This is a genomic window from Microbulbifer thermotolerans (genome assembly GCF_900112305.1).
Taxonomy (GTDB): domain Bacteria; phylum Pseudomonadota; class Gammaproteobacteria; order Pseudomonadales; family Cellvibrionaceae; genus Microbulbifer; species Microbulbifer thermotolerans.
The window spans coordinates 434,062-456,254 of the sequence record NZ_FOKT01000001.1 but is presented as its reverse complement, the minus strand read 5'-3'; the positions used below and the strand labels follow the sequence as shown (position 1 = coordinate 456,254).

The window sequence follows — 22,193 nt, the reverse complement described above, 5'->3', positions numbered from 1 at the left end:
CCGCGCATGGCACAGAACCAATGAAAGCACTGTCAAAACTGAAAGCCGAGCCGGGTATCTGGCTCACCGAAGTGGAACCCCCGGTCCCGGGCCACAACGACCTCTTGATAAAAATCCGCAAAACCGCCATCTGCGGTACCGATATGCATATCTACCACTGGGACGAGTGGTCGCGGAAAACCATTCCCGTACCCATGGTGGTGGGCCACGAATATGTAGGTGAAGTGGTGGGCATGGGACAAGAAGTGGCGGGCTTTGAAATCGGCGACAGAGTCTCCGGCGAGGGGCACATCACTTGCGGCCACTGCCGCAACTGTCGCGCCGGCCGCCGCCACCTGTGTCGCAACACCTACGGCGTGGGGGTCAACAGACCCGGCGCCTTTGCCGAGTACCTGGTGATTCCGGCACTCAACGCCTTCAAGATCCCGGACAACATTTCCGACGATCTGGCATCCATCTTCGACCCTTTTGGCAACGCCGTGCACACCGCCCTGTCCTTCGACTTGGTGGGTGAAGACGTACTGATAACCGGAGCCGGACCCATCGGCGCCATGGCTACCGCCGTGGCCCGCCACGTGGGCGCGCGCCATATTGTCGTCACCGATATCAATGACTACCGCCTGGACCTGGCAAAAAAAATGGGCGCCACCCGCACAGTCAACGTCAGCCGTGAAAAACTGACAGACGTCATGCAGGAAATTGGCATGACCGAGGGCTTCGACGTAGGTCTGGAAATGTCCGGCGTGCCCGTTGCCTTCCGCGATATGATCAGCGCAATGAACCACGGGGGAAAAATCGCCATGCTCGGCATTCCCTCCGGCGAAATGGCCATCGACTGGAGCAAGGTGATCTTTAAGGGCCTGGTTATCAAGGGCATCTACGGCCGCGAAATGTTCGAGACCTGGTACAAGATGGCCAGCCTTATTCAGTCCGGCCTGGACCTGACACCGATTATTACCCACCACTTCAGTGTCGATGACTTCCAAAAGGGGTTCGACACCATGGACTCCGGCCAGTCCGGCAAAGTGATCCTGAACTGGCAGTGACCCCCCTTTGCGATCGCGGCCATGGCCGCGATCCGGCTTTAATCGCTGTATACCGGCACGAAATATCCCAAATCTGTCGCATGCCTGGGCGCCACTGCACCAACTATGGTGCTCAAGTGGAAGGAGCAGAGGCGCCCCGCTCTTTGCTCAGTTGAGCGCGATTGAATTCTCCCCTGTTATTGAATCAGTGATACTTGCCGGTCGTAGGTATATGTCTGCAGGCCAAAGTGTCCGTAGGCATACGTATAAGTGGCATCTTCCCCCGCTATTTGACTGGAGTGCACACCGCCAACTGTGCAAAAACCGGTGGCGCATACAATTTGATCTGACCAGCTCTTGATGGAATACACCCTTCCCGCAATAGGCTTACCATAGAGCCAATCGAGAAATGGGCTGGAAACCGATAGACCATTGCTGCCGCAGGTACTGGTGTAAACGTTAAACGGATAGGTGCCACAACTCCAAAGCCCACGGTAGGCGCCAGCGACACCGACAAACGCATCCACCTGGTCTTGCACACCCAGCTTAATGATCTGCTGCGCCGCCAAAGTCACTCCCATGGAATGCCCGATCACATCGATCTTCCCGGTACAGGAATCGGCGATGGCGCTGCTGATCGCATCCCGCACAGGGGTCTCTTCCGAGCCACTGTGATCATTACAGGCAGCACAGGTCTTGGACCCCCAACTCGGTCGGTAAATCTCGCTTTCACTGTAACCCCGGCTCCTCAGCTCAGAATAGGTATTGTCCCAGTCCGACGGCGAACCGGTGTTGCCATGAACCAACACCACATTGTCAACGCAGCCGGCCTGCGCGGACGCGATATACAAGACGGAAAGCATCGGAATCAGGTATCCAGTGCGGATACACACAGAAAACAGGCTTTTCATTATTATTTTCCTTTTGTTGTTGCCGCCCTGTCACCACACCTTGTTCGGGCGACACCGTGGATGGAAATTGACAACGCAGACCCACAGCCACCGGGCTGCCGCTAAACTCTGAGCAATTCACCGCGCTGGAGCTATACGACCAAGGTCGTAGGCAACACAAGATCAATCGAATCTGAATTGACTGCGCTTAACAGCGATCGTTTTTCTGCAGCTTGCCGATCAGCCAGGCACTGCTGCTACCTTGTACCAACAGGGAAAACAACACCACGCCGAACACCATCGACTGCACCGTCCACCAATAAGGCAATTCCGTCGGTAACGACAGCACCAAGGCCACCGCAACCACGCCGCGCAGCCCACCCCACCCCATAATCAGACGCCAGGCCTTGGGAATCTGCGGACCCACGAGGTGTGCCAGTGGCGCCACAAGAAAAATAGCCAGGGCGCGAGCGCCTATGGAGGCCGCAATGGCGATCAAGATCGCCAGCCACTGATGGGCGAACATCTCAAAGGTAATCGTGACTCCCATAATGACAAAGATCAGCGCATTGAACAGCAGCCCCAGCCAGTCCCAAGTGGGCTCCACATGCACCAAGTAGGTTTCGCACTGCTCGCGCAGGCAGACACGGGCCACAATGGCACAGGTCACTACCGATATGATGCCGGAGACATGCACCACATGCTCGGCGAGATAAAAACTTCCGAATGCGGCCAGCACCAAAGTCATCAACCCCGCTCCGGCCGAGCCCAAAAACAGCACCACAACCGCGGTCACCAATCCGCAAAGCAGTCCCACCGCCAAGCCGCCTGCAAAAGTCACCACAAAATACACAGCAACATCAGCGGCGCCGATCAATGGCTCCCCCGTTTCGATGCCTCCCTCCATCACACTGTGGCTGGCCACGCCCAGCACCAGGGAAAACAGTACAATCGCCGCCGCGTCATTAAATAGACTTTCCCCTTCCACCAGTGTCAGTAGCTCCGCTTCCGCATCACTCTGGCGCAGTTTAGTGACCACCGACACCGGGTCTGTGGCAGCCAGTATGGCGCCGGTAAGCAAAGCTGCGATCCAGGGAAACCCCTCTGGGTGGTTGATGCCGAAAAAAGTGAGCAGAGCGATGATCAGCGCACAGACCACCACGCCCAGTGTTGAGAAGAGAAATATCGGGCCCAGCCAGCGCTTGAGAAGGCGCGGCTCAATCTGCCAGGCGGCCTCGAAGATAAGCACCGGCAGTATGACGAAAAATACCAATTGCTGCAGATTCGCCGCCCGCAGGCCAGTGTCGTAATCGAGCACCGGCAACAGGACACCGGCGAGGACACCGGCAATCAGGCAACCGAGGGTAATGTCGGTGCGCAGTATCCGCGCCAACATCAGGCCTACCACCGCGGCTACGGCCATGTAGAGTCCCTGCCCCACCAAGGTGGTAACGCCTTCCATTTTTATCGCTCCGTCACGTAACTCCCTTATCAGACGCTATCACCGATTGTGGTTTGACGTTCGACGCGGCGCTGGAAAGCGGCACCGCCATGCCCCGCTCGTCTATGATTTCCACATGGTGGCGGCGCAGCTGGCGCGGTTCCGCCACGCCGCAGGAGTGAGCGATGATGCCCACCTCACGCGTCATGTTGCGCGCATAATTGTAGACACGCTCGGCCTTATCTACCGGGTCCAGTCCGCGCTGAAGGTCAGGATTGTGGGTAGTGACGCCGGTAGGACAGGTGTTTTTATTGCACTGCATCGCTTGAATACAGCCCAGCGCGAACATGAAACCCCGCGCGCAATTCACAAAATCCGCGCCCATTGCCAGTGCCCAGGCCACCATCGAAGGCGTCAGCAATTTCCCGGAGCAGATCACCTTGACCCTGTCGCGCAATCCGTATTCCGCCAATAGATCCACTACCAGTGGCAGGCTGCGGTTGATCGGCAGCCCCATATAGTCCATCAGGCTCTGCGGAGCCGCTCCGCTACCGCCGTCGGCGCTATCGATAGTGATAAAGTCAGGCGCATACTCCCTTCCTCGCAGCTGGATGGATTCACACATCTCGCGCAACCAGCCACTGGCGCCGACCACTGTCTTGAAACCGGTGGGTTTACCGGTAACTTCCCGTATGTGGTGCAGCATATCCAACAGGCCGTCCACGCTACTGAACTCCGGATGCCCGTTGGGACTGATAGAGGGCTGACCGACTGGAATACCCCGCACCCGGGCGATTTCCTCGGTGACCTTGACGCCCGGCAGAATACCGCCCTTGCCCGGCTTGGCGCCCTGGGACAATTTCAATTCAAACATTTTCACCTGAGGGCGCTGCGCCAGGGCGCGCAGTTTGTCGTCTGAAAGATTGCCCTCCGCATCCCGCACACCGTATTTGGCGGTGCCGATCTGGAACACGATGTCGCAGCCCCCAACCAAATGATATGGCGACAGGCCACCCTCACCGGTGTTCAGCCAAATACCTGCCTTGGCCGCCCCCTTCGACAGGGCCGTCACCGCCGGCACCGAAAGGGCGCCGAAACTCATACCGGAAATATTGAAAATGGAACTGGTGCTATAGGGTTCCCGTACATAGCCTTCGCCGACGGTGACCTCCTCCGGTGGCACCGCGTCCTTCTCCAGGGTCGGGAAAGGATGATTCAGAAATATCACATCCCCCGGCTGGTTCAGCGGTCGGGTGGAACCGAAGGCCACAGTGGAATCAACATTCTTGGCCGCACGGTAAACCCAGCTGCGCTGTGCGCGGTTAAAAGGCAGCTCCTCCCGGTCCAAAGCGTAGAAATACTGACGGAAGAACTCTCCGAGGTGCTCAAAGGTGTAGCGGAAACGGCCCAGTACCGGGAAGTTGCGCCGGATGGCGTGCTTGGTCTGGCTGATATCCGACAGGTACATATAGAGCACATAAAGCACCAGCAGTACCAGCGCAAACGCAAACAGCAGCGCGAATATCTGGAGCACATTGACTGCGAAATTGCGGATAGCAGCTACCGCCTCTAAATCCATACTCCACTCTCCGGTTCGATTTGGCCCCAATTGTATGCCCTTGCGACAGGGGTTGCACAGCACAACAAGCCCACCCTAAACTGTATATTCATACAGTTTAGGGTAATGAAATTGGCCAACGAAGATCCCCGCAACTCCACCAGAATCCACAAGGGCCGCGGCGCCGCGAGCAATCTCGCCGGGCGCTTTGCGGTGCAGGTAAGCGCGCGCGAAAGCGACGGCTGGCAGAGCGAAGAAGAACCCCTGGAACGGCTGTTAACCGAGGCCATTGAGGAAAAAGCCAAGACGATTATCAGCAGTAACCGCTCGCCGGACCTGCCGTTCAGTCAATCGGTCAATCCGTATAGAGGCTGCGAACACGGGTGTATTTATTGCTACGCACGCCCGGCCCACGCCTATATGGACTTATCGCCGGGGCTGGACTTCGAAAGCCGGATTTTTTTCAAACCCAACGCGCCAGAACTCTTGGAATTGGCGCTGCGCAAGAGCGGCTACCGGTGCACCCCCATCGCTATGGGCACCAATACAGACCCCTATCAACCTCTGGAAAAAGAAAAGTGCATAACCCGGGAACTACTCGAGGTGATGCAACGCTTCAATCAGCCAGTGACCATCGTTACCAAAAGCCAGCTGATACTGCGCGACCTCCCCATCCTCGCGGAAATGGCGCAAGACAGACTGGCACAAGTGGCCATCAGCGTAACCACCCTGGACAACGATCTGAAGAGGAAGCTCGAACCGCGCACTGCGGGGCCATCGGCACGGCTGCGCACAATTGAGCACTTGAGCAGGGCCGGAATCCCCACGGCGGTTATGGCCGCGCCGATGATTCCGGCACTGAACGACTGCGAACTGGAAGCCATTCTAAAAGCTGCCAAGGTAGCGGGGGCGGAGTACGCTGCCTACATACTGCTGCGCCTGCCCCACGAAGTGGCGCCGCTGTTTCGGCAATGGTTGAGCACCCACTACCCGGAACGCGCCGCCCACGTGATGAGCCTGGTACAACAGAGCCGCGGCGGCCGCGACTATCGGAGTGACTTCGCCCAGCGCCAGTCGGGCACCGGCGTTTTCGCACAGCTACTGCGCCAGCGCTTCCGCGTGGCGGTCAACAAGCTGGGGCTCAACCTGCGTGAGTTAAAGCTGGACTGCACCCGTTTTCATACCCCGGCGCAGGCGGGTGAACAGCAATCCCTGTTCTAGGGAGCCTCTGATGAATTCACCTGAGCACAGTCGTTGGTTCCGAGGCGCTCAGGTAATGGGATGGATATTTCGAAAAGGCGCGTTCAAATGCAGCAGAGCCTCAAACGGTTTGCACGCATCGCCAACTGGCGGAAAATAGAGAGAAACTACAGTGGAAGCAATTTTTTGAGCAATTGGTTTGTCTACCTGATCCGCACCAGAAACGGCGCCCTCTATACCGGTATTACCAAGGATGTGGAGCGCCGCTTCTCCGAGCACCAAAGCGGAGGCCCTAGAGCTGCGAAAGCGCTGCGTGGACGCGGTCCGCTGAAACTGGAGTTCTATTGTGCAGTGGCGGACAAATCCGAAGCACTGAAACTGGAAATGCAAATCAAGAAGTGGCCAAAGAAAAAAAAAGAGGCCCTGATTGCCGGCAGTGTTGGGGGAACTACCGCCGGCGAGCAACTCAGGGCCTCGCGAGAAATGGCCTGAACTGAGAGCATTTTGCCCCCAGATCGTCTTCGGATCACATGCCAAAGACGGCTATGACAGGCCTTAGCGCATCACGGCTGACTGCCGTAAATTTCGGTTTTCAAATCCGCTTCCGACGTGACTGGACTGGTGAATGCCAACGCGGTGATAAACACCATCAGGCTGGCAAACAGAAAGCGCCTCAACATCTCAAAATTCTCTCAACACCTATTCAACACTGGTGCCCCTGCCGGGTTGCATAAGCCGCAGCCCGGCGTCCACCACGGCATTTACAACGGCGGAACGCAATTTGTCCGCGGGCACGCGCATCAGTGTTCCTGCGCGCTGCTTCAGCGTTTTCATAACTTATCCTCCGGTACCGGACGCACCATATCCGGCAGTGCCGCGACAAACGCACCTGCAACAATAGCCGCGGTGAGCATCAAATAGCTGTCCAATGATGTTTCCACAGACGCGGCGAAGGCTACCGCACAACCCAGGAAATAACTGGGAATATTCTTGACTCCGGTAATCCATTGCATCAGCTGCACACTGATCGCCAGCAAAAACCATGTCACCGGCAGCGCCGCGGCTCCGAGCCCGGGGTTCAATTTATCTGCCAGCGCCTGAGCTACGATAGCAAGGCCGAGACCGGTCACTGCGCAGGCGATGTTATAGGCCCGGTCACGCAAACTTGTTCCCCGTGTAAAATAGGCACTCCAACCACCGAGCACCGCCCACACAGACAGACCGACATACAGGCCGAGCACCAGAGCTGCCGCGCCGGTCAAAAGCGCCGCCGGCAGTCGCGCCCCGGTGAAGCCCAAAATTTCCACTTGATCGACACTGCGCTCATCGGCCAGGACCCGCCCCATCAACCACGCCCTCCAAAATTGGATTTGTAACCGCGCCCCGCGAGTGGAAAATCGATTCCATCAAACAAAAAGAAAGGGGCTTATCACCTAGTCCGCGGCATATTTCCGCGGCCATTGAATTGTGCACACGGGGCAATTGCACCGGTAGCGGAGAACTTCACTATCCTTGCCCAAAGTTCCAGAGGGCGGCAAATGCGTGGATTAGAAGGAGGCTTCTGCTATTAAGCAATACTGAACAGTTATATCAGCGCCAAATAGAAGCCTCATTATTTCACCTTGAAATTGCTCTCGGGAGATGTTTTTTCGCACAGGATTCAGGCAAAATCCGCGCTTCTGATCCCCCTTGGCGGTTCCCTCCCGATGGAAGTTACGATCTCTCTGCTGTTAATTTTTTTCGCGGTCGCCTTGCTGGCAGGCTGGGTGGATACGCTCGCTGGCGGCGGGGGCCTGATCACTCTGCCGGCTCTGTTGCTCGCCGGAGTGCCGCCGGTCAACGCCCTGGCCACGAACAAAAGCCAGTCCGTGGTAGGTGTTCTGACCGCGAGCCTGACACTTTTCCTCAAGGGCCATCTGCGCGGCCGCGCGCTGATACCATTGGTTATTGCCGCAGGAGTAGGCGCGGCCCTGGGCACCTGGGTGGTACAGCGCATAGATACCAGCTGGATGAGCTGGGTGATTCCGCTGCTGCTGATTGCAGTGGCCTTTTATTTTTGGCTGTCGCCGAACCTGGGAACGCACGAATCGGAAGCCTGGCAATCCGAGCGGCAGTGGGCCCTGACCTGGGCGCCCGGGGTCGGCTTCTACGATGGTGCTTTCGGCCCGGGGACCGGTTCCTTCTTCGCCGCATCCGCCGTCGCTTTTCGCGGACAGACACTCCTCTCCGCGACCATCCGCGCCAAGCTGCTGAACTTCACCACCAACGCAGTATCCCTGGCGCTCTTCGCCGCTGGCGGAAAGGTGATCTGGGCCATAGGCGCAGCCATGATGGCCGGCCAGGCGCTCGGCGCCTTTATCGGCAGTCATACTATGTTGAACGGCGGCGCAAAACTGATTCGCCCGTTGGTGATCACCATGTGCGTACTGATGTCCATCAGCCAGATAGCCCAGTATTTCGACTGGATCAGTCTCAACTAAGACGCTTGCCGGCCGCATCAACCAACCGCGGCTGCATGATCTCGGCGATCCAGGCCATAAACACCTGCACCCTTTTCGGCAGATGCCGGCGGTTGGCGTAGAGCAGTGATACCGGCATTGGCGCCGGCCGGTACTCGGGCAGTATTTCCTTCAGCTCCCCCGACTCCAGGTAGGATCGCACACCGACCTCGGGGACCTGAATGATACCCAGACCGGCGATACAGGCCTCCAGGTAAGCCTCGGTATTGTTGACAGTCACCGCTCCCTGCATGGATATCGACTGCTCCACATCCGGTTCTGCCGGGTCCACATACTCGAAACCCGGTGGGCGGGCGCCCAGAGTCAGCACATAATGGATAAGCTGGTGGCCGGCCAAGTCGTCCAAATTGCGCGGCGTGCCGTACTCGGCCAGGTACGCGGCGCTGGCGCAGCTGACCATGCGGTAGTAGCCAAGCGGCCGCGCTATCAGGCTGGAATCCTGCAGGGTGCCCACCCGCAGTACACAGTCGAAACCCTCCCGCACCAGGTCGACAAAGCGGTCGGTACTGGACAGCTCCACCTCCAGCCCCGGATGCATGCGCAGGAATTCTGGCAGGCGCGGAATCACCAGGTCGCGGGCGATTGGCAACGGCATATCCACCCGCAGGCGACCGTGCAGTTCCGAAACATCCTCGCGGAACAGGTTCTGTAGCTCGTCCATATCCGCCAGCAGATCCCAACAGCGCTCGTAGAAGACCTGGCCGTCCTGGGTCATCTGTACGCTGCGGGTGGTGCGGTGCAGCAGGCGGGTGCCCAGCAGGTTCTCCAGCTGTTGTATCGCGCTGGAGACACTGGCGCGTGACAGACCCAGGCTGTCCGCCGCCGCGGTAAAGCTGCCCTGCTCCGCCACTCGCAGATAGATCTTCATGGATTCCAGCAGTTTCATGGTTAGCCGCCGGCATTGTTCAGAATAGACAAACAGTCTAGCTACACTAGATGCGTTTATCTATTCATTCCTGACAAATAAGCTCTCATTCGCCGGGTAAAACCACCACCAACGACAGGAACTGACCATGAAACAGAAAATCGCACTAATCACCGGCGGCAGCCGCGGCCTGGGCCGCAATACCGCCCTGCACCTGGCGGACAAGGGCGTGGACGTGATTCTGACCTATCACAGCCGTGCGACCGAGGCCAATACAGTGGTCGCAGATATCGAACGGCGCGGTGCCCGCGCCACCGCCCTGCATCTGGACACCGCCGACTCGAAGAGCTTTGCCGGCTTCGCCGATCAGCTGCGCGAACTGCTGCAGTCCCGCTGGCAAAGCTACCAGTTCGACTACCTGGTGAATAACGCCGGCATCGGCATCCACGTGCCCTTTGCCGAGACCACTGAGGCTCAGTTCGACCAGCTGATGAACATCCATGTGAAAGGTGTCTTCTTCTTGACCCAGAAACTGCTGCCGCTGATCGCCGACGGCGGCCGCATAGTGAACCTGTCCAGCGGACTGACGCGCTTCACTCTTCCAGGCCACTCCGCCTACGCAGCGATGAAGGGCGCGGTCGAGGTACTGAGTCGCTATATGGCCAAGGAACTGGGTGCGCGCGGGATCGCCGTCAACGTGGTCGCGCCAGGCGCCATCGAGACCGACTTCGGCGATGGCCGGGTGCGCGATAACAAGGAGGTGAACGATTTTATCGCCGCACAGACGGCGTTGGGCCGCGTGGGCCTGGCGGAAGATATCGGCGGCGTTATTGCCTCGCTGCTGTCAGACGAGAATCGCTGGATCAATGCCCAGCGGATAGAGGCTTCAGGCGGTATGTTCCTGTAATTTAGGGCACCTCTGATTAATTCGCGTGAACACAATAAGTAGGTTCCGGGACGCTCAGGCAATAGGACGGATATTTCGAAAACGCACGAGTACTTCCCTGTAGCTCCGACGGATACATCCCTGTATCCGACGGTTTCGAAATATCCGCCCTATCACCTGAGCTTCACATCCGCCCCCGAAGAACCTCTGCCACCAGGAAATGAATTAATCAGAGGCTCCTTAGGGAAAGCTATCAGCCCCTGTAGGAGCGGTCCACGGGCACTCCCACCACTGGTGGCCAAGAAAAAAACTACCAGGGAATCTCACTGCCATCGTAATTGATAAAGCGCCCGCTGCTTTCCAGACTGGCATTCAGCAGGACCCGCTTCAGCCCCGCCGCACTCTCTTCTACCGAAATCAACGCGTTGGGGCCACCCATTGCAGTTTTTACCCAACCCGGGTGCAACGCTATCACACTGATCCCCCGATCGCGCAAATCGATGGAGAGACTCTTGACCACCTGATTCACCGCCGTTTTGGAGGAGCGGTAAATATAACCGCCGCCGGAAGTATTGTCGGCGATACTGCCCACCTTACTGCTGAGGACAGCGATCACGCGACGCCCGCTGGCAGCCACCTTGTCGGCAAAGGTCTCCGCCATGACATAGGGCGCTATGGTGTTGGTTTCCAGCACCCTGCGCCACTCATCGAAGTCCACATTTCCGAATCCTACCCCCTTGGGCCCATAGTAGCCGGCATTGTTCAGCAAAATATCGATAGACTCGTCTTGCAGCGTCCGGCCCAGGGCCGCTACCGCCTGGTGATCAGTCACGTCCAGCGGCAGAAGCCGCACGTTGGCATACTGTTCACTGAGTGCACGCAACAGGTCCGCGTTACTCAGGTCGCGGCAGCAGGCGAGTACTCGCCAACCTTCCGATGCGAATTGACGGGAAACTTCCAGGCCTATGCCCCGGTTACTGCCGGTAATCAGGATGGTGCCGGACATGCTTTCTCCTCGAATAATGCTATTCTTGCGCGGTCCGATGATAACAACAGCAACCCAATGTTCTACTCTCTCAGCGATCTCTTTTGGCTCTTCCTGCCCACCCTGGCAGTTGGCTACCTCTGGACAGGGATGGCGGCCAAAGAACAAGTGCGCAGAGTTGCGGCTCGTTACTGTCGCGAGCAAGGCCTGCAATTGCTGGACGACACTGTGGCACTGACGCGCACCCGCTTAAAGCGTGACGAACGCGGACAGCTACGCCTGCATCGCAGTTATGGGTTCGAATTCACATCCACTGGCGAGTACCGCTACGCCGGCACGGTGGTATTGCACGGGCGCCGCATCACACGGATACAGCTTTCCCCCTATCACGTGGCCTGAAGCGCTCCAAAGTGCCGCGGTCACACCACCGAATATGACAAGCGTTTGACTAGACTCAGACGAGACCATAAGGTTGCGTCACTCCGTTTCCGCAACCGATCGAACAGATAAGGCTATTCGGTGAACGACAAAAAAATAATGATTTATGGTGCCTACGGCTACACCGGCGAACTGATCGCGCGCGAAGCTGTGGCAAAGGGTTACCGCCCGGTATTGGCGGGGCGCGACGCGAAAAAACTGCAACCGCTGGCGGACGAACTGGGCCTGCCCGCCGTGGCCATCGGTCTAGATGCATCCGAGACTCTGGAGCACACACTGCGCGATATTCAAGTGGTCATCCACTGCGCCGGTCCCTTTTCCGCCACCGCCGAACCCATGATGCGCGCCTGCCTAAACACCGGCACCCACTATCAGGATATCACCGGTGAAATGGCGGTTTACCGAATGGCCCACGGCATGCATGACCAGGCCGAGTCAGCGGGCGTGGTGCTCTGCCCCGGCACGGGTTTCGATGTAATCCCCACTGACTGCCTTGCGGCGGCACTGCACAAAGCCATTCCTTCCGCCACTCACCTGGCCCTGGGTTTCGACTCGGATTCTGCGCTGAGTCCCGGCACCGCCAAAACCTCTATCGAAAGTCTGGGCGTTGGCGGCGCTGTGCGCCGCAAAGGTGAAATAGAAATCATCGGCCACGGCGAGCTGACCCGGCAGATAAATTTCGGCCGCGGTGAGAAATTCGCCGTCGCCATTCCCTGGGGCGATGTGGCCACCGCATACTACACCACCGGCATCCCCAATATTGAGGTCTACATCCCCATGAGCCCGCGCCGGGCTAAAAAACTGAAACGGCTCAACAAGTTCCGCTGGCTGCTGCGCATGAACTGGATGCAGAAGTGGCTAAAAAAGAAAGTGGACAATTCGGTGCGCGGCCCCGGAGAACAGGCGCGCGCCGAACAGAAAACCTGGGTTTGGGGCGAAGTGCGCAACGATCGCCGCGGCGAGCGCAAAATTGGCCGTGTCGTGACCGCTAACGGCTATGATGTCACTGTACACGGCACCCTGGCAGTAATGGCGTTTTTATTGAACTACGAGGGTCCCGGGGGCTATTTCACCCCGTCAAAACTGTGTGGTAGCGAATTAGTTGAAAAACTACCCGGTTCCGGCGCAATCGAAATAGGCATCGACTAGCCCCTCAGAGTCCGCTATAAGAATTCCCGGGAGTTGACCATATACCGTCCAGGATAAAAAGTGGGAGAAAGCTCCGCTGCATTCATATCAGCGCTAACACCAAATCCCCGACGTTCCGACAATTGGTATACGGGCGCCTTAACACTTCTCTTTTCCGCCCAGTTGCGCAAACCGGCAAGATTTCATGTTTTTGACATAAATTGGTCAAGTCGACGCAACATTGGCTTCGTACCTTGACGACATGCGAAGCTTACCGATGACTCTGAAACATTTCGACGTGTCCCTGGTACTGCATATGGCGCAGCGGGCGGCACGGCCCGCATCACGCAAGCGCTATCTGTGGCTATCCAAAAGCGGGGACGGCTGGCTGTACCTACTGTCCCCGCTGATTGTGGCTCTCTCCAGCACCACCGCCGCCGCGATACAATACTTCTTTATGTGCGGCACCGCTTTCGCGGTGGAACGCTCACTCTATTGGACTATCAAGAACACCACCAAGCGGCTCCGCCCACCGCAAGCCATTCCCGGCATGCGTTCGGTGATTGTCGCCCACGACCGTTTCAGCCTGCCTTCAGGGCACACTTCCGGCGCCTTCCTGTTCGTCACCCTGCTCTCCCAGACCCTGAGTCCACTGTGGTTGCTGGGCTACTTCTGGGCCGCAGGCGTCGGCACCTCGCGAGTAGGACTGGGGGTACACTTCCCCACCGATGTCTGCGCAGGCGCAGCCCTGGGCACCAGTGTCGGCCTATTAATCAGTGGAGCCTTTTTGTGAAAATACTCTACGGCGTGCAGGGAACCGGCAATGGGCATATCTCGCGTGCCCGCGCCATGGCCAAAGCGCTCGCTCAACACCCGCAATTGGAAGTGCAGTGGCTCTTTTCCGGCCGCTCTCCCGAAAAACTCTTCAGCATGGAACCCTTCGGTGACTACTGGTGGCGTGAGGGCCTGACCTTTGTGCACCGGGAAGGAAAAATAGATTCCCTCGCCACCATCAGGCAACTCAATTTGGGCGAGTTGCTGCGAGATATCCGCGAACTGCCGGTGAACGACTTCGATATGGTCATCAGCGATTTCGAGCCAGTCACCGCCTGGGCGGCCAAACGCCGCGGCGTCCCCAGCCTTGGCCTGGGGCACCAGTATGCCTTCAACTTTCCGATCCCCGCTCCGCGCTTCAAATGGACAGCGCGCGGTATCATGCGCACCTTCGCGCCAGTGCAGAGCAGTCTCGGTATGCACTGGTACCACTTCGGCCACCCGATACTGCCGCCGATCGCTCATCCCCACGGCGAAGCCGAAAGCGGCGACCATATCCTCGTCTATCTACCTTTTGAACACCACCAGCCGCTACTGAGCGAGCTAGCCAGGCTACCGCAACAATTTATTGTCTACGGCGCTCCGGTCGACCTGCCGGCGGCGGGCAATATTGAGCTCAAGGCCCCCTCCATCGACGGCTTCCAACGAGACGTGGCAAGTTCAAAAGCTGTCATCTGCAACAGCGGTTTCGAATTGATTGCCGAAACCCTGACCTTGGGCAAACCCATTCTTACGCGTCCCCTTGCCGGCCAATTTGAACAAGAGGCCAACGCCCTGGCACTACGTGAACTGCAACTGGCCCATGTCGTAGACCAGGTAAATGCCACTACGATTGGCAGCTGGCTGGACAGCGACCCCACCGGTGTGCGCATCCAGTGGCCGGATGTCGCTGGAAGCATTGTGCGCTGGCTGGCCGAGGGCCGCCGCCAAACCACGGCTGAATTGGCCAACGGCCTCTGGGGGCAAGTGGTTCCCGACCGCGCGGCACAGGTCGCCGCGGATTAACGAACCCATACACTGCGGCACGGACATCAAAGTCTGCTGAACTGGTTGGCGAGTTCGTCAATAGAGATTTTATTGGGCTCGAAGTCATACCACAGCGGGTTGTGATCGGGGTTCGAACGGATCAATAGCCCACCACATGCCAAGGTGAACGCCTTGCCCTGGCCGACCTCATCAAATAAAAGCGGGCGCACGGTAGACGAAACTTTTATCTTGAGCAAATCTGCCAGCCGCCGGGCGGGAGACAGGATTTCGTTATTGTCACTAAGCGCACCGTGATATTTCCCCACGCCGCCCTCGCATATGGCCAACACCAACCAGTTGCATCCACAGGCCCTAGTCCTGGATAGATTCTGCTTGCCGGAAAAGACTTTGAGCATGCTATGTATAATATAGTCACACAATAGTTCACTGCGATGACCAACCAAAATGACACTCATAAACTCGCCCATATCTCCCAGCCTCTCGGGTGGACGAAGCTCGGCATAATTTTTGTAAAGCCGGTATAACTTAGTCGCCTCTCGAGCGCCATCAATAGAATTTGGAATCCATGTGATCAGGACATTTTGCGTACTTGAAGGCATGATCTTTCACCTTTTCGCGTTTTATGGAATCTCTGATTCAGTCGCTTTGCAACGGTAAAGGCTCTTTGAAGCCAGATAGGCAGCCCACACCATTTTCTGAGCATCCGGTAACGGCTACAGAACTTATGCGAATAAATCAGAGTTTTCCTGAATTATTTGCGTGAGCGCTGTGGTTGTCTCACGAAAAAACTACCACAGAGCACTCTGTAATCCCGGGAACGAAAATATCAGGAGGTATTTTGACGAAAGTCCGGCCGGCGGCATGAAAATTATCTACGAGCCTTAAACCACTGTCTGACCGGGAAAATCGTTTAGAGGACTATATCCACTGAGAAAATGGTGAATTACCAAAGTGCAAAAGGCAACGGAATTACATTCCAATACGAAACATTTAACGCCAAAAATAGTGAACCGTCTCTTATTCGATAAAAGAATCCTGATGATTTATAAAGCGTATGAACCATCAGCTGAGCCAACGCCTTATAACTTCTGATAGCTATTCAAGCCCCCCCGGACAGCAGTATATGAATATCGCAGAAGGGACGACGCATTGTGCGCGAATCAAGCCCAGCCGGATGCTGGAGCTGGCTGGGCTTGTTAGTGAGCGGCTGTTTTCAGCGCAGCCGGCGGGAAGAATCAAGCCTGGGATTTCTCCAGTGCCTGGCGTATATCGGCAATAATATCGTCCACGTGCTCGATGCCAATGGACAGCCGCACCAAGTCCTCACTCACTCCGGCACTACGCAATTCCTCGGCATTGAGCTGGCGATGGGTGGTGGTAGCTGGGTGGCAGGCCAGGGACTTGGCATCTCCGATATTGACTAGCCGGTAAATCATCTCCAGGGCGTCGATAAATCGGGCACCAGCTTCTCGCCCGCCCTTAATCCCAAAACTCAGAATACCCGAAGCCCTGCCGCCACAAATCTTTTCGCAGGTGGCTTTGTAGGGGCTGTCGTCAAGGGCAGCGTAGTTGACCCACTCCACCGCCGGATGTTGCTGGAGAAAACGGGCCACGGCTTCCGCGTTCTGACAGTGACGCTCCATGCGCAGCCCCAAAGTTTCCAGCCCTTGCATGATTAGGAACGCATTAAAGGGAGACAGTGCCGAACCAGTATTCCGCAGAGGAACCACCCGGCAACGGCCGATAAAGGCAGCCTCGCCGAGCGCTTCGGTGTAAACAACCCCGTGATAGGAGGGGTCCGGTTCATTCATCATCGGAAACTTATCCGCACTGGCTTTCCAGTCGAACTTGCCCGAATCCACAACGATACCAGCGACGGTGGTACCGTGACCGCCGATGTATTTGGTCAGCGAGTGAATCACGATATCTGCGCCGTGTTCGAAGGGCCGGCACAGGAAAGGAGTGGCAACAGTGTTGTCCACAATCAGCGGAATGCCGTGTTTGTGGGCGATCTCTGCCCAGCGCCGCAGGTCCACCACATTGCCGGCCGGGTTGCCGATGGACTCGCAGAACAGGGCGCGCGTCTGGTCATCGATGGCCTTTTCAAGGGCTTCAAAGTCATCGTGGGGCACCATGCGGCATTCGATGCCCTGATTGGGCAGAGAATGGGCAAACAGATTATAGGTACCGCCATAGAGCTGGCTGGTACTGACAATATTGTTACCGACCCGACAGATGGTCTGAATCGCGTAGGTAATCGCCGCCATGCCCGAAGCCACGGCCAAAGCGCCAATGCCGCCTTCCAGTGCCGCCATACGTTCCTCGAGGACCGCATTGGTCGGGTTCATAATGCGGGTATAAATATTGCCCTGCACCTTGAGATCGAACAGATCAGCGCCGTGCTGGGTATCATCGAAGGTGTAGGAAGTGGTCTGGTAGATCGGTGTGGTCGCGGCCTTGGTGGTGGGATCGCTCTTAAAGCCCGCGTGCAACGCCAGGGTTTCCGGTTTCATGGCGAGAGTCCTTGCATTGAATTGGTCTGTTCGGGATTGGGGCCAAGAGTATGCCACAGGCGCGACCCGCTAGCAGATTGAGATAGGGATCGCTCCGCAGGACTGCGCAGAGCCCCGCGACAAGCCCGGGGGACACAGTGGGCCCCTACAGGATTCCAGCGGCATTACCGCCTATAGGTCGACTTTGATTTCAGTGCCGCCCCCGGGGCGGGGCACCGCGGAAATTTGGCCCTCGTAACTCTCCACGATATCCACGACCACCGCCAAGCCAATACCCTGCCCCGGTTGCTGTTGGTCGGCGCGCACACCGCGCTGGGTGACCTGCTGCCATTTTTCCTCGTCCATGCCTGGCCCCCGGTCGGCCACTCGGATATGGAGTTTACGCCCATCGTTGCGGCCTTCTATTGCCACGTCCATTTCTCCGCCGCCATATTTGTAGCCGTTGTCGAGCAGGTTGCCAAGCAGCTCCATCAGATCGCCCTCATCGCCATAAAAGCGGGTCTGCTGGTCGCATTTCAGTTGCACATTGCAGGGGGTTTCGCGATAGACCTTTTCCAGTGCATCGAGGATTTTCTGCACCAGCGGTGCCACGGGGACACCGCGCAATATCGACTTTGGCGATCCGGTAACAGCGCGGTTCAGCTGATAGCCGATAATGCTGTCCATGCGCTGCACCTGATCTATCAGGGTCTTGTAGGCTTCGCGCGGATCTCCGGAAAAATTCAGTCCCTTGAGTACCGCCAACGGTGTTTTGAGGCTGTGCGCCAAGTCTGCCAGTGTGTGCCGGGTTTTCTCCCGCTGGCGGCGCTCATTTTCAATCAACAGGTTCAGGTTGTCGGTCAGTGGACGCAATTCGCCAGGAAATTTGCCCTCCAGACGGTCGCTGCCACCCCGTTGCATCTCCTGCAATCCACGGGTTACGGATCGCAGCGGCGCCAGGCCCCAGCGCAAGACCAGCCACTGAATCAGCACCAGCAACAGCGCGCCCAGTCCCAGCCAGCGCCAAAGGGTAGAGCGGAACTGTTCCACCTGCGCAGCCAGCGGCGCGGCATCTTCCATAACGATAAAAGTGAAGCGCTGTTCGTTATCCAGTCCCCAGGCCACCCCCTGGCGGAAGCTGACATAGCGGCCGGCATCCCCGGGCAGTGTCACCTGGCCAAAGGCTTGGCGCCCCTGAGGTAGTGGGTGGGAGGGCAATTGTGGCAATGCGAGGGACGACGCGGAGCGCCAAATAACCCGTCCCCGATCATCGGTAACCGCACCCACCAACCCGGAATCCGGCTGGTTGAAGCGCTGCTCCGGCAGCAGGGGAGGAAAGCTCAATGTGCCCGCTTCGGGTTCCGCCACTGCCAGCAGCGTGTACACGTGCAGCTGGAGCTCCCGCTCTTTGGCTTCATCCAGAGAACTCCGATAGGCGTGTTCCAACACGCCCGAAAACACCAGCAGAAAGGCCACCAGCATCAGGCTGGTGACAAGGGATAATCGTCCCTTTAGGGAATCGAACCAAAATGAGAGCACGCGCTGCTATTCCGGGGCGACAAAACGGTAACCGCGGCCGCGCAGGGTTTCGATCGGCTTCAGCTGCGCCGCCACAGAGAATTTCTTGCGCAGACGGCCGATAAATACTTCTATGACATTGCTGTCGCGATCGCAGTCCTGCTCGTAAATGTGCTCGGTCAAAGTGGTTTTGGAAACCACCTCATCCGGATGCAGCATCAGGTATTCCAGGACCTTGTATTCGAATGAGGTCAGATCCAGCTCGGTATCGTTTACCCGCACCCGTTGGGAACTGGTATCCAAGGTGATAGGGCCCGCTTTAATAGTTGGAGAGGAAAAACCAGCGGAACGGCGCACCAGGGCGTTCAGCCGCGCCAATAGCTCCTCGGTATGAAAGGGTTTTACCAGATAGTCGTCACCGCCGGCCTCTAGCCCCGCCACCCGTTCCTGCCAGTGGCCGCGCGCAGTGAGAATTAAGATCGGAAAGTGTTTGTCTTCGGCACGCAGTGTTTCAATGACCTGAATACCGTCTATCTTCGGCAATCCCAGATCCATCACCGCTACGTCGTAGGGGTATTCTCGCCCCAGGTAGAGCGCTTCTTCACCATCCGGCGCTTCGTCCACGGTATAGCCGGCACCGCGCAGGGACTCTGCCAATTGTTGCCGCAGCAGCACCTCATCCTCTACTAACAGTGCACGCATGGTGCCCCCTGAAAATTTACCTGTTTGAAACTCAATATTCTTCAATCAAGAACGGGAAATGCGCCCGCTCCGTTTATCTACGTAAACCACATAGACTTGGCTTTTTTTTGACAGTCCTTTTACCCGGTAGACCTTGCGGCCGTCGCGCTGTACCTCGGATATCGCCAGTATCTTGCCACCGTAACGGCGTTTGACGATGGCCGCTGCCTCGTCCCGGGACACGCCGCCCTTTTTTTGCACCAAGGAAAACTCCGGCCGCAAGCCACCCCGTTCATGCGCGCCGGCCGCCTGCAGCTGCGCGGCTGGAACGCTCATCAGCAGTGCGATGACTAGGGGAAACGACCGGATTGCGGCGCAATTGATTTTCACGGTGCGGCTCCTGTGCACGGTAATATTTTTTCGGTATCGACAGGCCGGTTACCAAGCCGGCGTGACATCGACGCGAACCCTGATTCTATCGCCGGGATGCCGGTCTGTGCGAGTCAGATATTCCCGGCCATTATAGCGGTAGCGCACGTCGTATCCGATCAGTTCCCGCCGGGTGGTGACTTCCTCCACGACTTGGCAGCGCTGTTCCGTCACATAGTGGGTGGGCGCATTGGCGCTGCTGATCTGGTGGCCCACCAGCGCGCCGACCGCCGCACCGGCCACGGTGGAAGCCCCCCGGTCGTGGCGATGGCGGTATCCATGTCCGCGATGGCGGTTTTTGCCCAGCTTGTTGCCGACAGCGGCGCCGATCAGGCCACCGATTACCGCTCCGGCCGGAGAGGCCGGCTGCCGGTAGGCCACCTGCTCGTCCCAACACTGGGTGCGCGGGGTTTGCACCTGGACATCGGTATACACTGGGGTCGCGCTCACCACCCTAGCGTAGTCGTAACCATCGTGGGGGTAATAACCGCTGTCACCAGCACTGGCGCAGGCACTAAAGCCCACCAATCCGGCCACCAGAGCGGCGACGAGGAGCTGCTTGTAGTATTTCACGGTGCTTTCTCCCGTAGATTATCGACGGGGAAAGGTTAAAGCTGGGGGAATGAATCGAAGCTGAATCTCCGCTGCTGACATCAGTCTTCATTACTCAGCCTGCGCCGACGCCACTGTTCGCGCAGCCAGCGCCGCTGCTCGGGGGACAGCTGGCGAAATTTCTTGCGCGCCTTGAGGATGCGCGCGCGCTGCTCTGGCGGCAGCGCCTTGAAACGCCGGTATGCCTCCCGCAGTTTTTTGCGGCGCTCTGGTGGCAAATCCTGCCATTTGCGGTATTGCTCCTGCGCCCGCTGGCGCTGCTCCGGTGTCATCGCCGCCCAGCGGCGGGCACCGTTGAGGAGCTTTTGCTGTTGTGTCTCGGAGAGGTCCGGCCAGCGTTCCTCGAAGCGCTGTAAAATGCGCCGCTCGCCGTCGCTCAGACTCTGCCAATCCGCCGCGCTTACCCCCGCAGCGAACAGGAGAAGCGCCAGGCCGACAGTCTCGGTCAGCGTTACTATCAACCATCTAAGCATCACCTTCCTCCTGTGGTCGGGCCGCCTGCCCCTCTTCCGTTTCACTCGGCGGCACTTCCCGCGACGGCTCCAAGTTATCGGGCTCGAAAACTTCTCCCGAGTCGTCGACCCACTCGTTCAGAAACAGCAAAAAATCTGCATCCAACGCGGATTGTGCTTTCGGATCCGCTGCGAGGAGCGAAATAGGCAAAAGCAACAGGAAAAGCCCCAGTCGGCGCGGATCAGGAAGAGTGATCATCCAGCGCCTCCTCTGCAAGCCACTGGTAGAAATCCATTTCCTCCATCAATTCGATTTCCATACCATCCTCCAGCAACCATTCACCACCGGCAAAAAGCTCCGCTTCCGGCTCGGGCGCACGAGTCCACAAGAGCGCCACCACCACAGCTGCGGCCACCGCGGCACCGGCGGGCAGCCATACAGGTGCCCGCACACGCTGCGCCTCCAGCGCTCGGGCGCGGGCGCAGCGCAGGCTCGCCAGCGTCTCGCCGTCCAGCTCGCGGTCGCGACGCGCCATCACTTCGCGGGCGGCGTCGATCACGCGTCGGTTGCTGTCGGATTTCGGGACAGACGGCTTCATCGCAAATCCTCCAGGTGTTTGCGCAGTGTGGCAAGCGCGCGGGACAAGTGGGTCTTTACACTGCCGCCGCTACAGGACATGGCGCGGGCGGTTTCCGCCACATCAAACCCCTCTACACAACGCAACAAAAAGGCCTGCTGCTGACGCAGGGGCAATCGGCCCACAGCCGAGTCTATAGCGTCCAGTGTACGCTCACTGATCAGCGCCCGATCCGGAGCGGCGGCCTGTGGGCCCGGCAGATCACCCGGGTCAAGCTCGGCGTCTTCGGCGGAGTCTCCCACCAGTCTTTCCCTCAGCAATTGCCAGCGGGAGATCGTATTGCGGCGGCGGTGCCAGTCGGTAATGCGGTTGTTGAGGATGGTGAAAAAAAGCGGCCTCCACTCTGCCCTATCCCGGTGGCGATAGTTTTTCACCAGGGCCAACATGGCGTCCTGCACAATGTCCAGGGCGTCGTCGGGATTGCCCACTGCCAGCCTCGCCATAGTAAATGCCCGCCGTTCCACCGAGGCCAGAAATTGATTCATGAATGCCGATCGACGCTGTTTCGTGCAGAAAATTCCATTTTGCCGCCAATTACAGCGAGCGGCCGTGATTGAGTTCTCGAGGCTTCCACGCCCTGGGTTCGGTGCAATCTCTGGCCGATGTGTACCAGGG

26 protein-coding genes are annotated in these 22,193 nt (G+C 57.9%); 9 read left to right on the top strand and 17 right to left on the bottom strand.

The features are described 5' to 3' along the window. Window positions 1-20: 20 nt before the first annotated feature. Window positions 21-1,046 (top strand): L-threonine 3-dehydrogenase, encoded by a 1,026-nt coding sequence (gene tdh, locus BM155_RS01950; protein ID WP_067152519.1) that lies wholly within the window; start codon window positions 21-23, stop codon window positions 1,044-1,046. Between the two features lie 176 nt (window positions 1,047-1,222). Here the strand turns inward: tdh and BM155_RS01945 are convergent, their stop codons facing one another. From BM155_RS01945 to BM155_RS01935, 3 genes are all read right to left on the bottom strand, one after another. Continuing rightward, the gene (locus BM155_RS01945; protein ID WP_067152517.1) at window positions 1,223-1,936 is read right to left on the bottom strand and encodes an alpha/beta fold hydrolase; all 714 of its coding nucleotides are present in this window, start codon (window positions 1,934-1,936) and stop codon (window positions 1,223-1,225) included. A gap of 187 nt (window positions 1,937-2,123) precedes the next feature. Next, a complete protein-coding gene (locus BM155_RS01940; protein WP_067152515.1) occupies window positions 2,124-3,377 on the bottom strand; it encodes a cation:proton antiporter in 1,254 nt (417 codons plus the stop codon). A gap of 13 nt (window positions 3,378-3,390) precedes the next feature. Then, window positions 3,391-4,935 carry an FMN-binding glutamate synthase family protein gene (locus BM155_RS01935; RefSeq protein ID WP_067152513.1) on the bottom strand — a complete coding sequence of 515 codons (1,545 nt, stop codon included), beginning with the start codon at window positions 4,933-4,935 and terminating at the stop codon, window positions 3,391-3,393. Between the two features lie 105 nt (window positions 4,936-5,040). Between BM155_RS01935 and BM155_RS01930 the strand changes: the two genes are divergently transcribed. Continuing rightward, window positions 5,041-6,135, top strand: coding sequence for a PA0069 family radical SAM protein (locus tag BM155_RS01930; RefSeq protein WP_067152511.1), 1,095 nt, complete (start codon window positions 5,041-5,043; stop codon window positions 6,133-6,135). 87 nt (window positions 6,136-6,222) lie between these two features. After that, a complete protein-coding gene (locus BM155_RS01925) occupies window positions 6,223-6,606 on the top strand; it encodes a GIY-YIG nuclease family protein (RefSeq protein WP_231902475.1) in 384 nt (127 codons plus the stop codon). Between the two features lie 207 nt (window positions 6,607-6,813). Here the strand turns inward: BM155_RS01925 and BM155_RS17660 are convergent, their stop codons facing one another. Together BM155_RS17660 and BM155_RS01920 are read right to left on the bottom strand one after the other, a co-directional pair. Then, window positions 6,814-6,948, bottom strand: a complete 135-nt coding sequence (locus BM155_RS17660; protein ID WP_265964163.1) for a hypothetical protein — start codon at window positions 6,946-6,948, stop codon at window positions 6,814-6,816. Next, window positions 6,945-7,460 (bottom strand): DUF1097 domain-containing protein, encoded by a 516-nt coding sequence (locus tag BM155_RS01920; RefSeq protein WP_067152508.1) that lies wholly within the window; start codon window positions 7,458-7,460, stop codon window positions 6,945-6,947. Before BM155_RS01920 ends, BM155_RS17660 begins: the two co-directional genes overlap by 4 nt. Window positions 7,461-7,820: 360 nt before the next feature. Here BM155_RS01920 and BM155_RS01915 point away from each other — a divergent pair, with 360 nt between their 5' ends. Then, window positions 7,821-8,594 (top strand): TSUP family transporter, encoded by a 774-nt coding sequence (locus BM155_RS01915; protein WP_067157552.1) that lies wholly within the window; start codon window positions 7,821-7,823, stop codon window positions 8,592-8,594. Here BM155_RS01915 and BM155_RS01910 read toward each other — a convergent pair. Beyond that, window positions 8,587-9,519: a LysR family transcriptional regulator gene (locus BM155_RS01910; protein ID WP_067152506.1), complete on the bottom strand. Its 933-nt coding sequence runs from the start codon at window positions 9,517-9,519 to the stop codon at window positions 8,587-8,589. The genes BM155_RS01915 and BM155_RS01910 overlap by 8 nt on opposite strands. 127 nt (window positions 9,520-9,646) lie before the next feature. On the opposite strand from BM155_RS01910, the gene BM155_RS01905 reads away from it, so the two are divergent. Beyond that, the gene (locus BM155_RS01905) at window positions 9,647-10,405 is read left to right on the top strand and encodes an SDR family NAD(P)-dependent oxidoreductase (protein WP_074900784.1); all 759 of its coding nucleotides are present in this window, start codon (window positions 9,647-9,649) and stop codon (window positions 10,403-10,405) included. 289 nt (window positions 10,406-10,694) lie between these two features. Here BM155_RS01905 and BM155_RS01900 read toward each other — a convergent pair whose 3' ends face one another. Then, on the bottom strand, window positions 10,695-11,390 hold the full coding sequence (locus tag BM155_RS01900) for an SDR family oxidoreductase (RefSeq protein WP_074900782.1): 696 nt from the start codon (window positions 11,388-11,390) through the stop codon (window positions 10,695-10,697). Between the two features lie 57 nt (window positions 11,391-11,447). Here BM155_RS01900 and BM155_RS01895 point away from each other — a divergent pair, with 57 nt between their 5' ends. The 4 genes from BM155_RS01895 (at window position 11,448) to BM155_RS01880 (ending at window position 14,774) form a co-directional block, all read left to right on the top strand. Beyond that, the gene (locus BM155_RS01895) at window positions 11,448-11,768 is read left to right on the top strand and encodes a DUF3301 domain-containing protein (RefSeq protein ID WP_067152500.1); all 321 of its coding nucleotides are present in this window, start codon (window positions 11,448-11,450) and stop codon (window positions 11,766-11,768) included. A 120-nt stretch (window positions 11,769-11,888) separates the two neighbouring features. Further along, complete coding sequence (locus BM155_RS01890; RefSeq protein ID WP_197463072.1) at window positions 11,889-12,956, top strand: saccharopine dehydrogenase family protein; 1,068 nt, start codon at window positions 11,889-11,891, stop codon at window positions 12,954-12,956. A gap of 256 nt (window positions 12,957-13,212) precedes the next feature. Next, a complete protein-coding gene (locus tag BM155_RS01885; RefSeq protein WP_231902474.1) occupies window positions 13,213-13,728 on the top strand; it encodes a phosphatase PAP2 family protein in 516 nt (171 codons plus the stop codon). After that, a complete protein-coding gene (locus BM155_RS01880; protein WP_074900780.1) occupies window positions 13,725-14,774 on the top strand; it encodes an MJ1255/VC2487 family glycosyltransferase in 1,050 nt (349 codons plus the stop codon). The genes BM155_RS01885 and BM155_RS01880 overlap by 4 nt, the downstream gene beginning before the upstream one ends. A 26-nt stretch (window positions 14,775-14,800) precedes the next feature. Here the strand turns inward: BM155_RS01880 and BM155_RS01875 are convergent, their stop codons facing one another. From BM155_RS01875 to BM155_RS01830, 10 genes are all read right to left on the bottom strand, one after another. Continuing rightward, a complete protein-coding gene (locus BM155_RS01875) occupies window positions 14,801-15,355 on the bottom strand; it encodes a hypothetical protein (protein ID WP_074900778.1) in 555 nt (184 codons plus the stop codon). Between the two features lie 636 nt (window positions 15,356-15,991). Beyond that, window positions 15,992-17,269 (bottom strand): O-acetylhomoserine aminocarboxypropyltransferase/cysteine synthase family protein, encoded by a 1,278-nt coding sequence (locus BM155_RS01870; RefSeq protein WP_067152492.1) that lies wholly within the window; start codon window positions 17,267-17,269, stop codon window positions 15,992-15,994. 171 nt (window positions 17,270-17,440) lie between these two features. Continuing rightward, on the bottom strand, window positions 17,441-18,787 hold the full coding sequence (locus BM155_RS01865; RefSeq protein WP_067152490.1) for an ATP-binding protein: 1,347 nt from the start codon (window positions 18,785-18,787) through the stop codon (window positions 17,441-17,443). Window positions 18,788-18,793: 6 nt separating this feature from the next. Further along, window positions 18,794-19,468: a response regulator transcription factor gene (locus BM155_RS01860; RefSeq protein ID WP_067157545.1), complete on the bottom strand. Its 675-nt coding sequence runs from the start codon at window positions 19,466-19,468 to the stop codon at window positions 18,794-18,796. 45 nt (window positions 19,469-19,513) lie between these two features. Continuing rightward, on the bottom strand, window positions 19,514-19,837 hold the full coding sequence (locus BM155_RS01855; protein WP_067152488.1) for a PepSY domain-containing protein: 324 nt from the start codon (window positions 19,835-19,837) through the stop codon (window positions 19,514-19,516). A 48-nt stretch (window positions 19,838-19,885) separates the two neighbouring features. Continuing rightward, entirely contained in the window at window positions 19,886-20,449 is a 564-nt protein-coding gene (locus tag BM155_RS01850; protein ID WP_067152486.1) for a glycine zipper 2TM domain-containing protein, read from the bottom strand. Between the two features lie 80 nt (window positions 20,450-20,529). Beyond that, the gene (locus BM155_RS01845; protein ID WP_067152484.1) at window positions 20,530-20,961 is read right to left on the bottom strand and encodes a DUF3106 domain-containing protein; all 432 of its coding nucleotides are present in this window, start codon (window positions 20,959-20,961) and stop codon (window positions 20,530-20,532) included. Then, window positions 20,954-21,199 (bottom strand): hypothetical protein, encoded by a 246-nt coding sequence (locus tag BM155_RS01840; protein WP_067152482.1) that lies wholly within the window; start codon window positions 21,197-21,199, stop codon window positions 20,954-20,956. Before BM155_RS01840 ends, BM155_RS01845 begins: the two co-directional genes overlap by 8 nt. Further along, complete coding sequence (locus BM155_RS01835) at window positions 21,183-21,539, bottom strand: hypothetical protein (RefSeq protein ID WP_074900776.1); 357 nt, start codon at window positions 21,537-21,539, stop codon at window positions 21,183-21,185. The genes BM155_RS01840 and BM155_RS01835 overlap by 17 nt, the downstream gene beginning before the upstream one ends. Beyond that, complete coding sequence (locus tag BM155_RS01830; RefSeq protein WP_067152478.1) at window positions 21,536-22,063, bottom strand: RNA polymerase sigma factor; 528 nt, start codon at window positions 22,061-22,063, stop codon at window positions 21,536-21,538. Before BM155_RS01830 ends, BM155_RS01835 begins: the two co-directional genes overlap by 4 nt. Window positions 22,064-22,193: the final 130 nt, after the last annotated feature.

Coding starts and splice junctions, on each gene's coding strand:
- BM155_RS01845 (WP_067152484.1), bottom strand. CDS start 20,961: ATGCTTAGATGGTTGATAGTAACGCTGACCGAGACTGTCGGCCTGGCG.
- BM155_RS17660 (WP_265964163.1), bottom strand. CDS start 6,948: ATGAAAACGCTGAAGCAGCGCGCAGGAACACTGATGCGCGTGCCCGCG.
- BM155_RS01895 (WP_067152500.1), top strand. CDS start 11,448: ATGTTCTACTCTCTCAGCGATCTCTTTTGGCTCTTCCTGCCCACCCTG.
- BM155_RS01870 (WP_067152492.1), bottom strand. CDS start 17,269: ATGAAACCGGAAACCCTGGCGTTGCACGCGGGCTTTAAGAGCGATCCC.
- BM155_RS01945 (WP_067152517.1), bottom strand. CDS start 1,936: ATGAAAAGCCTGTTTTCTGTGTGTATCCGCACTGGATACCTGATTCCG.
- BM155_RS01840 (WP_067152482.1), bottom strand. CDS start 21,199: ATGATCACTCTTCCTGATCCGCGCCGACTGGGGCTTTTCCTGTTGCTT.
- BM155_RS01885 (WP_231902474.1), top strand. CDS start 13,213: ATGACTCTGAAACATTTCGACGTGTCCCTGGTACTGCATATGGCGCAG.
- BM155_RS01900 (WP_074900782.1), bottom strand. CDS start 11,390: ATGTCCGGCACCATCCTGATTACCGGCAGTAACCGGGGCATAGGCCTG.
- tdh (WP_067152519.1), top strand. CDS start 21: ATGAAAGCACTGTCAAAACTGAAAGCCGAGCCGGGTATCTGGCTCACC.
- BM155_RS01920 (WP_067152508.1), bottom strand. CDS start 7,460: ATGGGGCGGGTCCTGGCCGATGAGCGCAGTGTCGATCAAGTGGAAATT.
- BM155_RS01915 (WP_067157552.1), top strand. CDS start 7,821: ATGGAAGTTACGATCTCTCTGCTGTTAATTTTTTTCGCGGTCGCCTTG.
- BM155_RS01910 (WP_067152506.1), bottom strand. CDS start 9,519: ATGAAACTGCTGGAATCCATGAAGATCTATCTGCGAGTGGCGGAGCAG.
- BM155_RS01835 (WP_074900776.1), bottom strand. CDS start 21,539: ATGAAGCCGTCTGTCCCGAAATCCGACAGCAACCGACGCGTGATCGAC.
- BM155_RS01875 (WP_074900778.1), bottom strand. CDS start 15,355: ATGCCTTCAAGTACGCAAAATGTCCTGATCACATGGATTCCAAATTCT.
- BM155_RS01860 (WP_067157545.1), bottom strand. CDS start 19,468: ATGCGTGCACTGTTAGTAGAGGATGAGGTGCTGCTGCGGCAACAATTG.
- BM155_RS01930 (WP_067152511.1), top strand. CDS start 5,041: ATGAAATTGGCCAACGAAGATCCCCGCAACTCCACCAGAATCCACAAG.
- BM155_RS01925 (WP_231902475.1), top strand. CDS start 6,223: ATGCAGCAGAGCCTCAAACGGTTTGCACGCATCGCCAACTGGCGGAAA.
- BM155_RS01905 (WP_074900784.1), top strand. CDS start 9,647: ATGAAACAGAAAATCGCACTAATCACCGGCGGCAGCCGCGGCCTGGGC.
- BM155_RS01940 (WP_067152515.1), bottom strand. CDS start 3,377: ATGGAAGGCGTTACCACCTTGGTGGGGCAGGGACTCTACATGGCCGTA.
- BM155_RS01935 (WP_067152513.1), bottom strand. CDS start 4,935: ATGGATTTAGAGGCGGTAGCTGCTATCCGCAATTTCGCAGTCAATGTG.
- BM155_RS01830 (WP_067152478.1), bottom strand. CDS start 22,063: ATGAATCAATTTCTGGCCTCGGTGGAACGGCGGGCATTTACTATGGCG.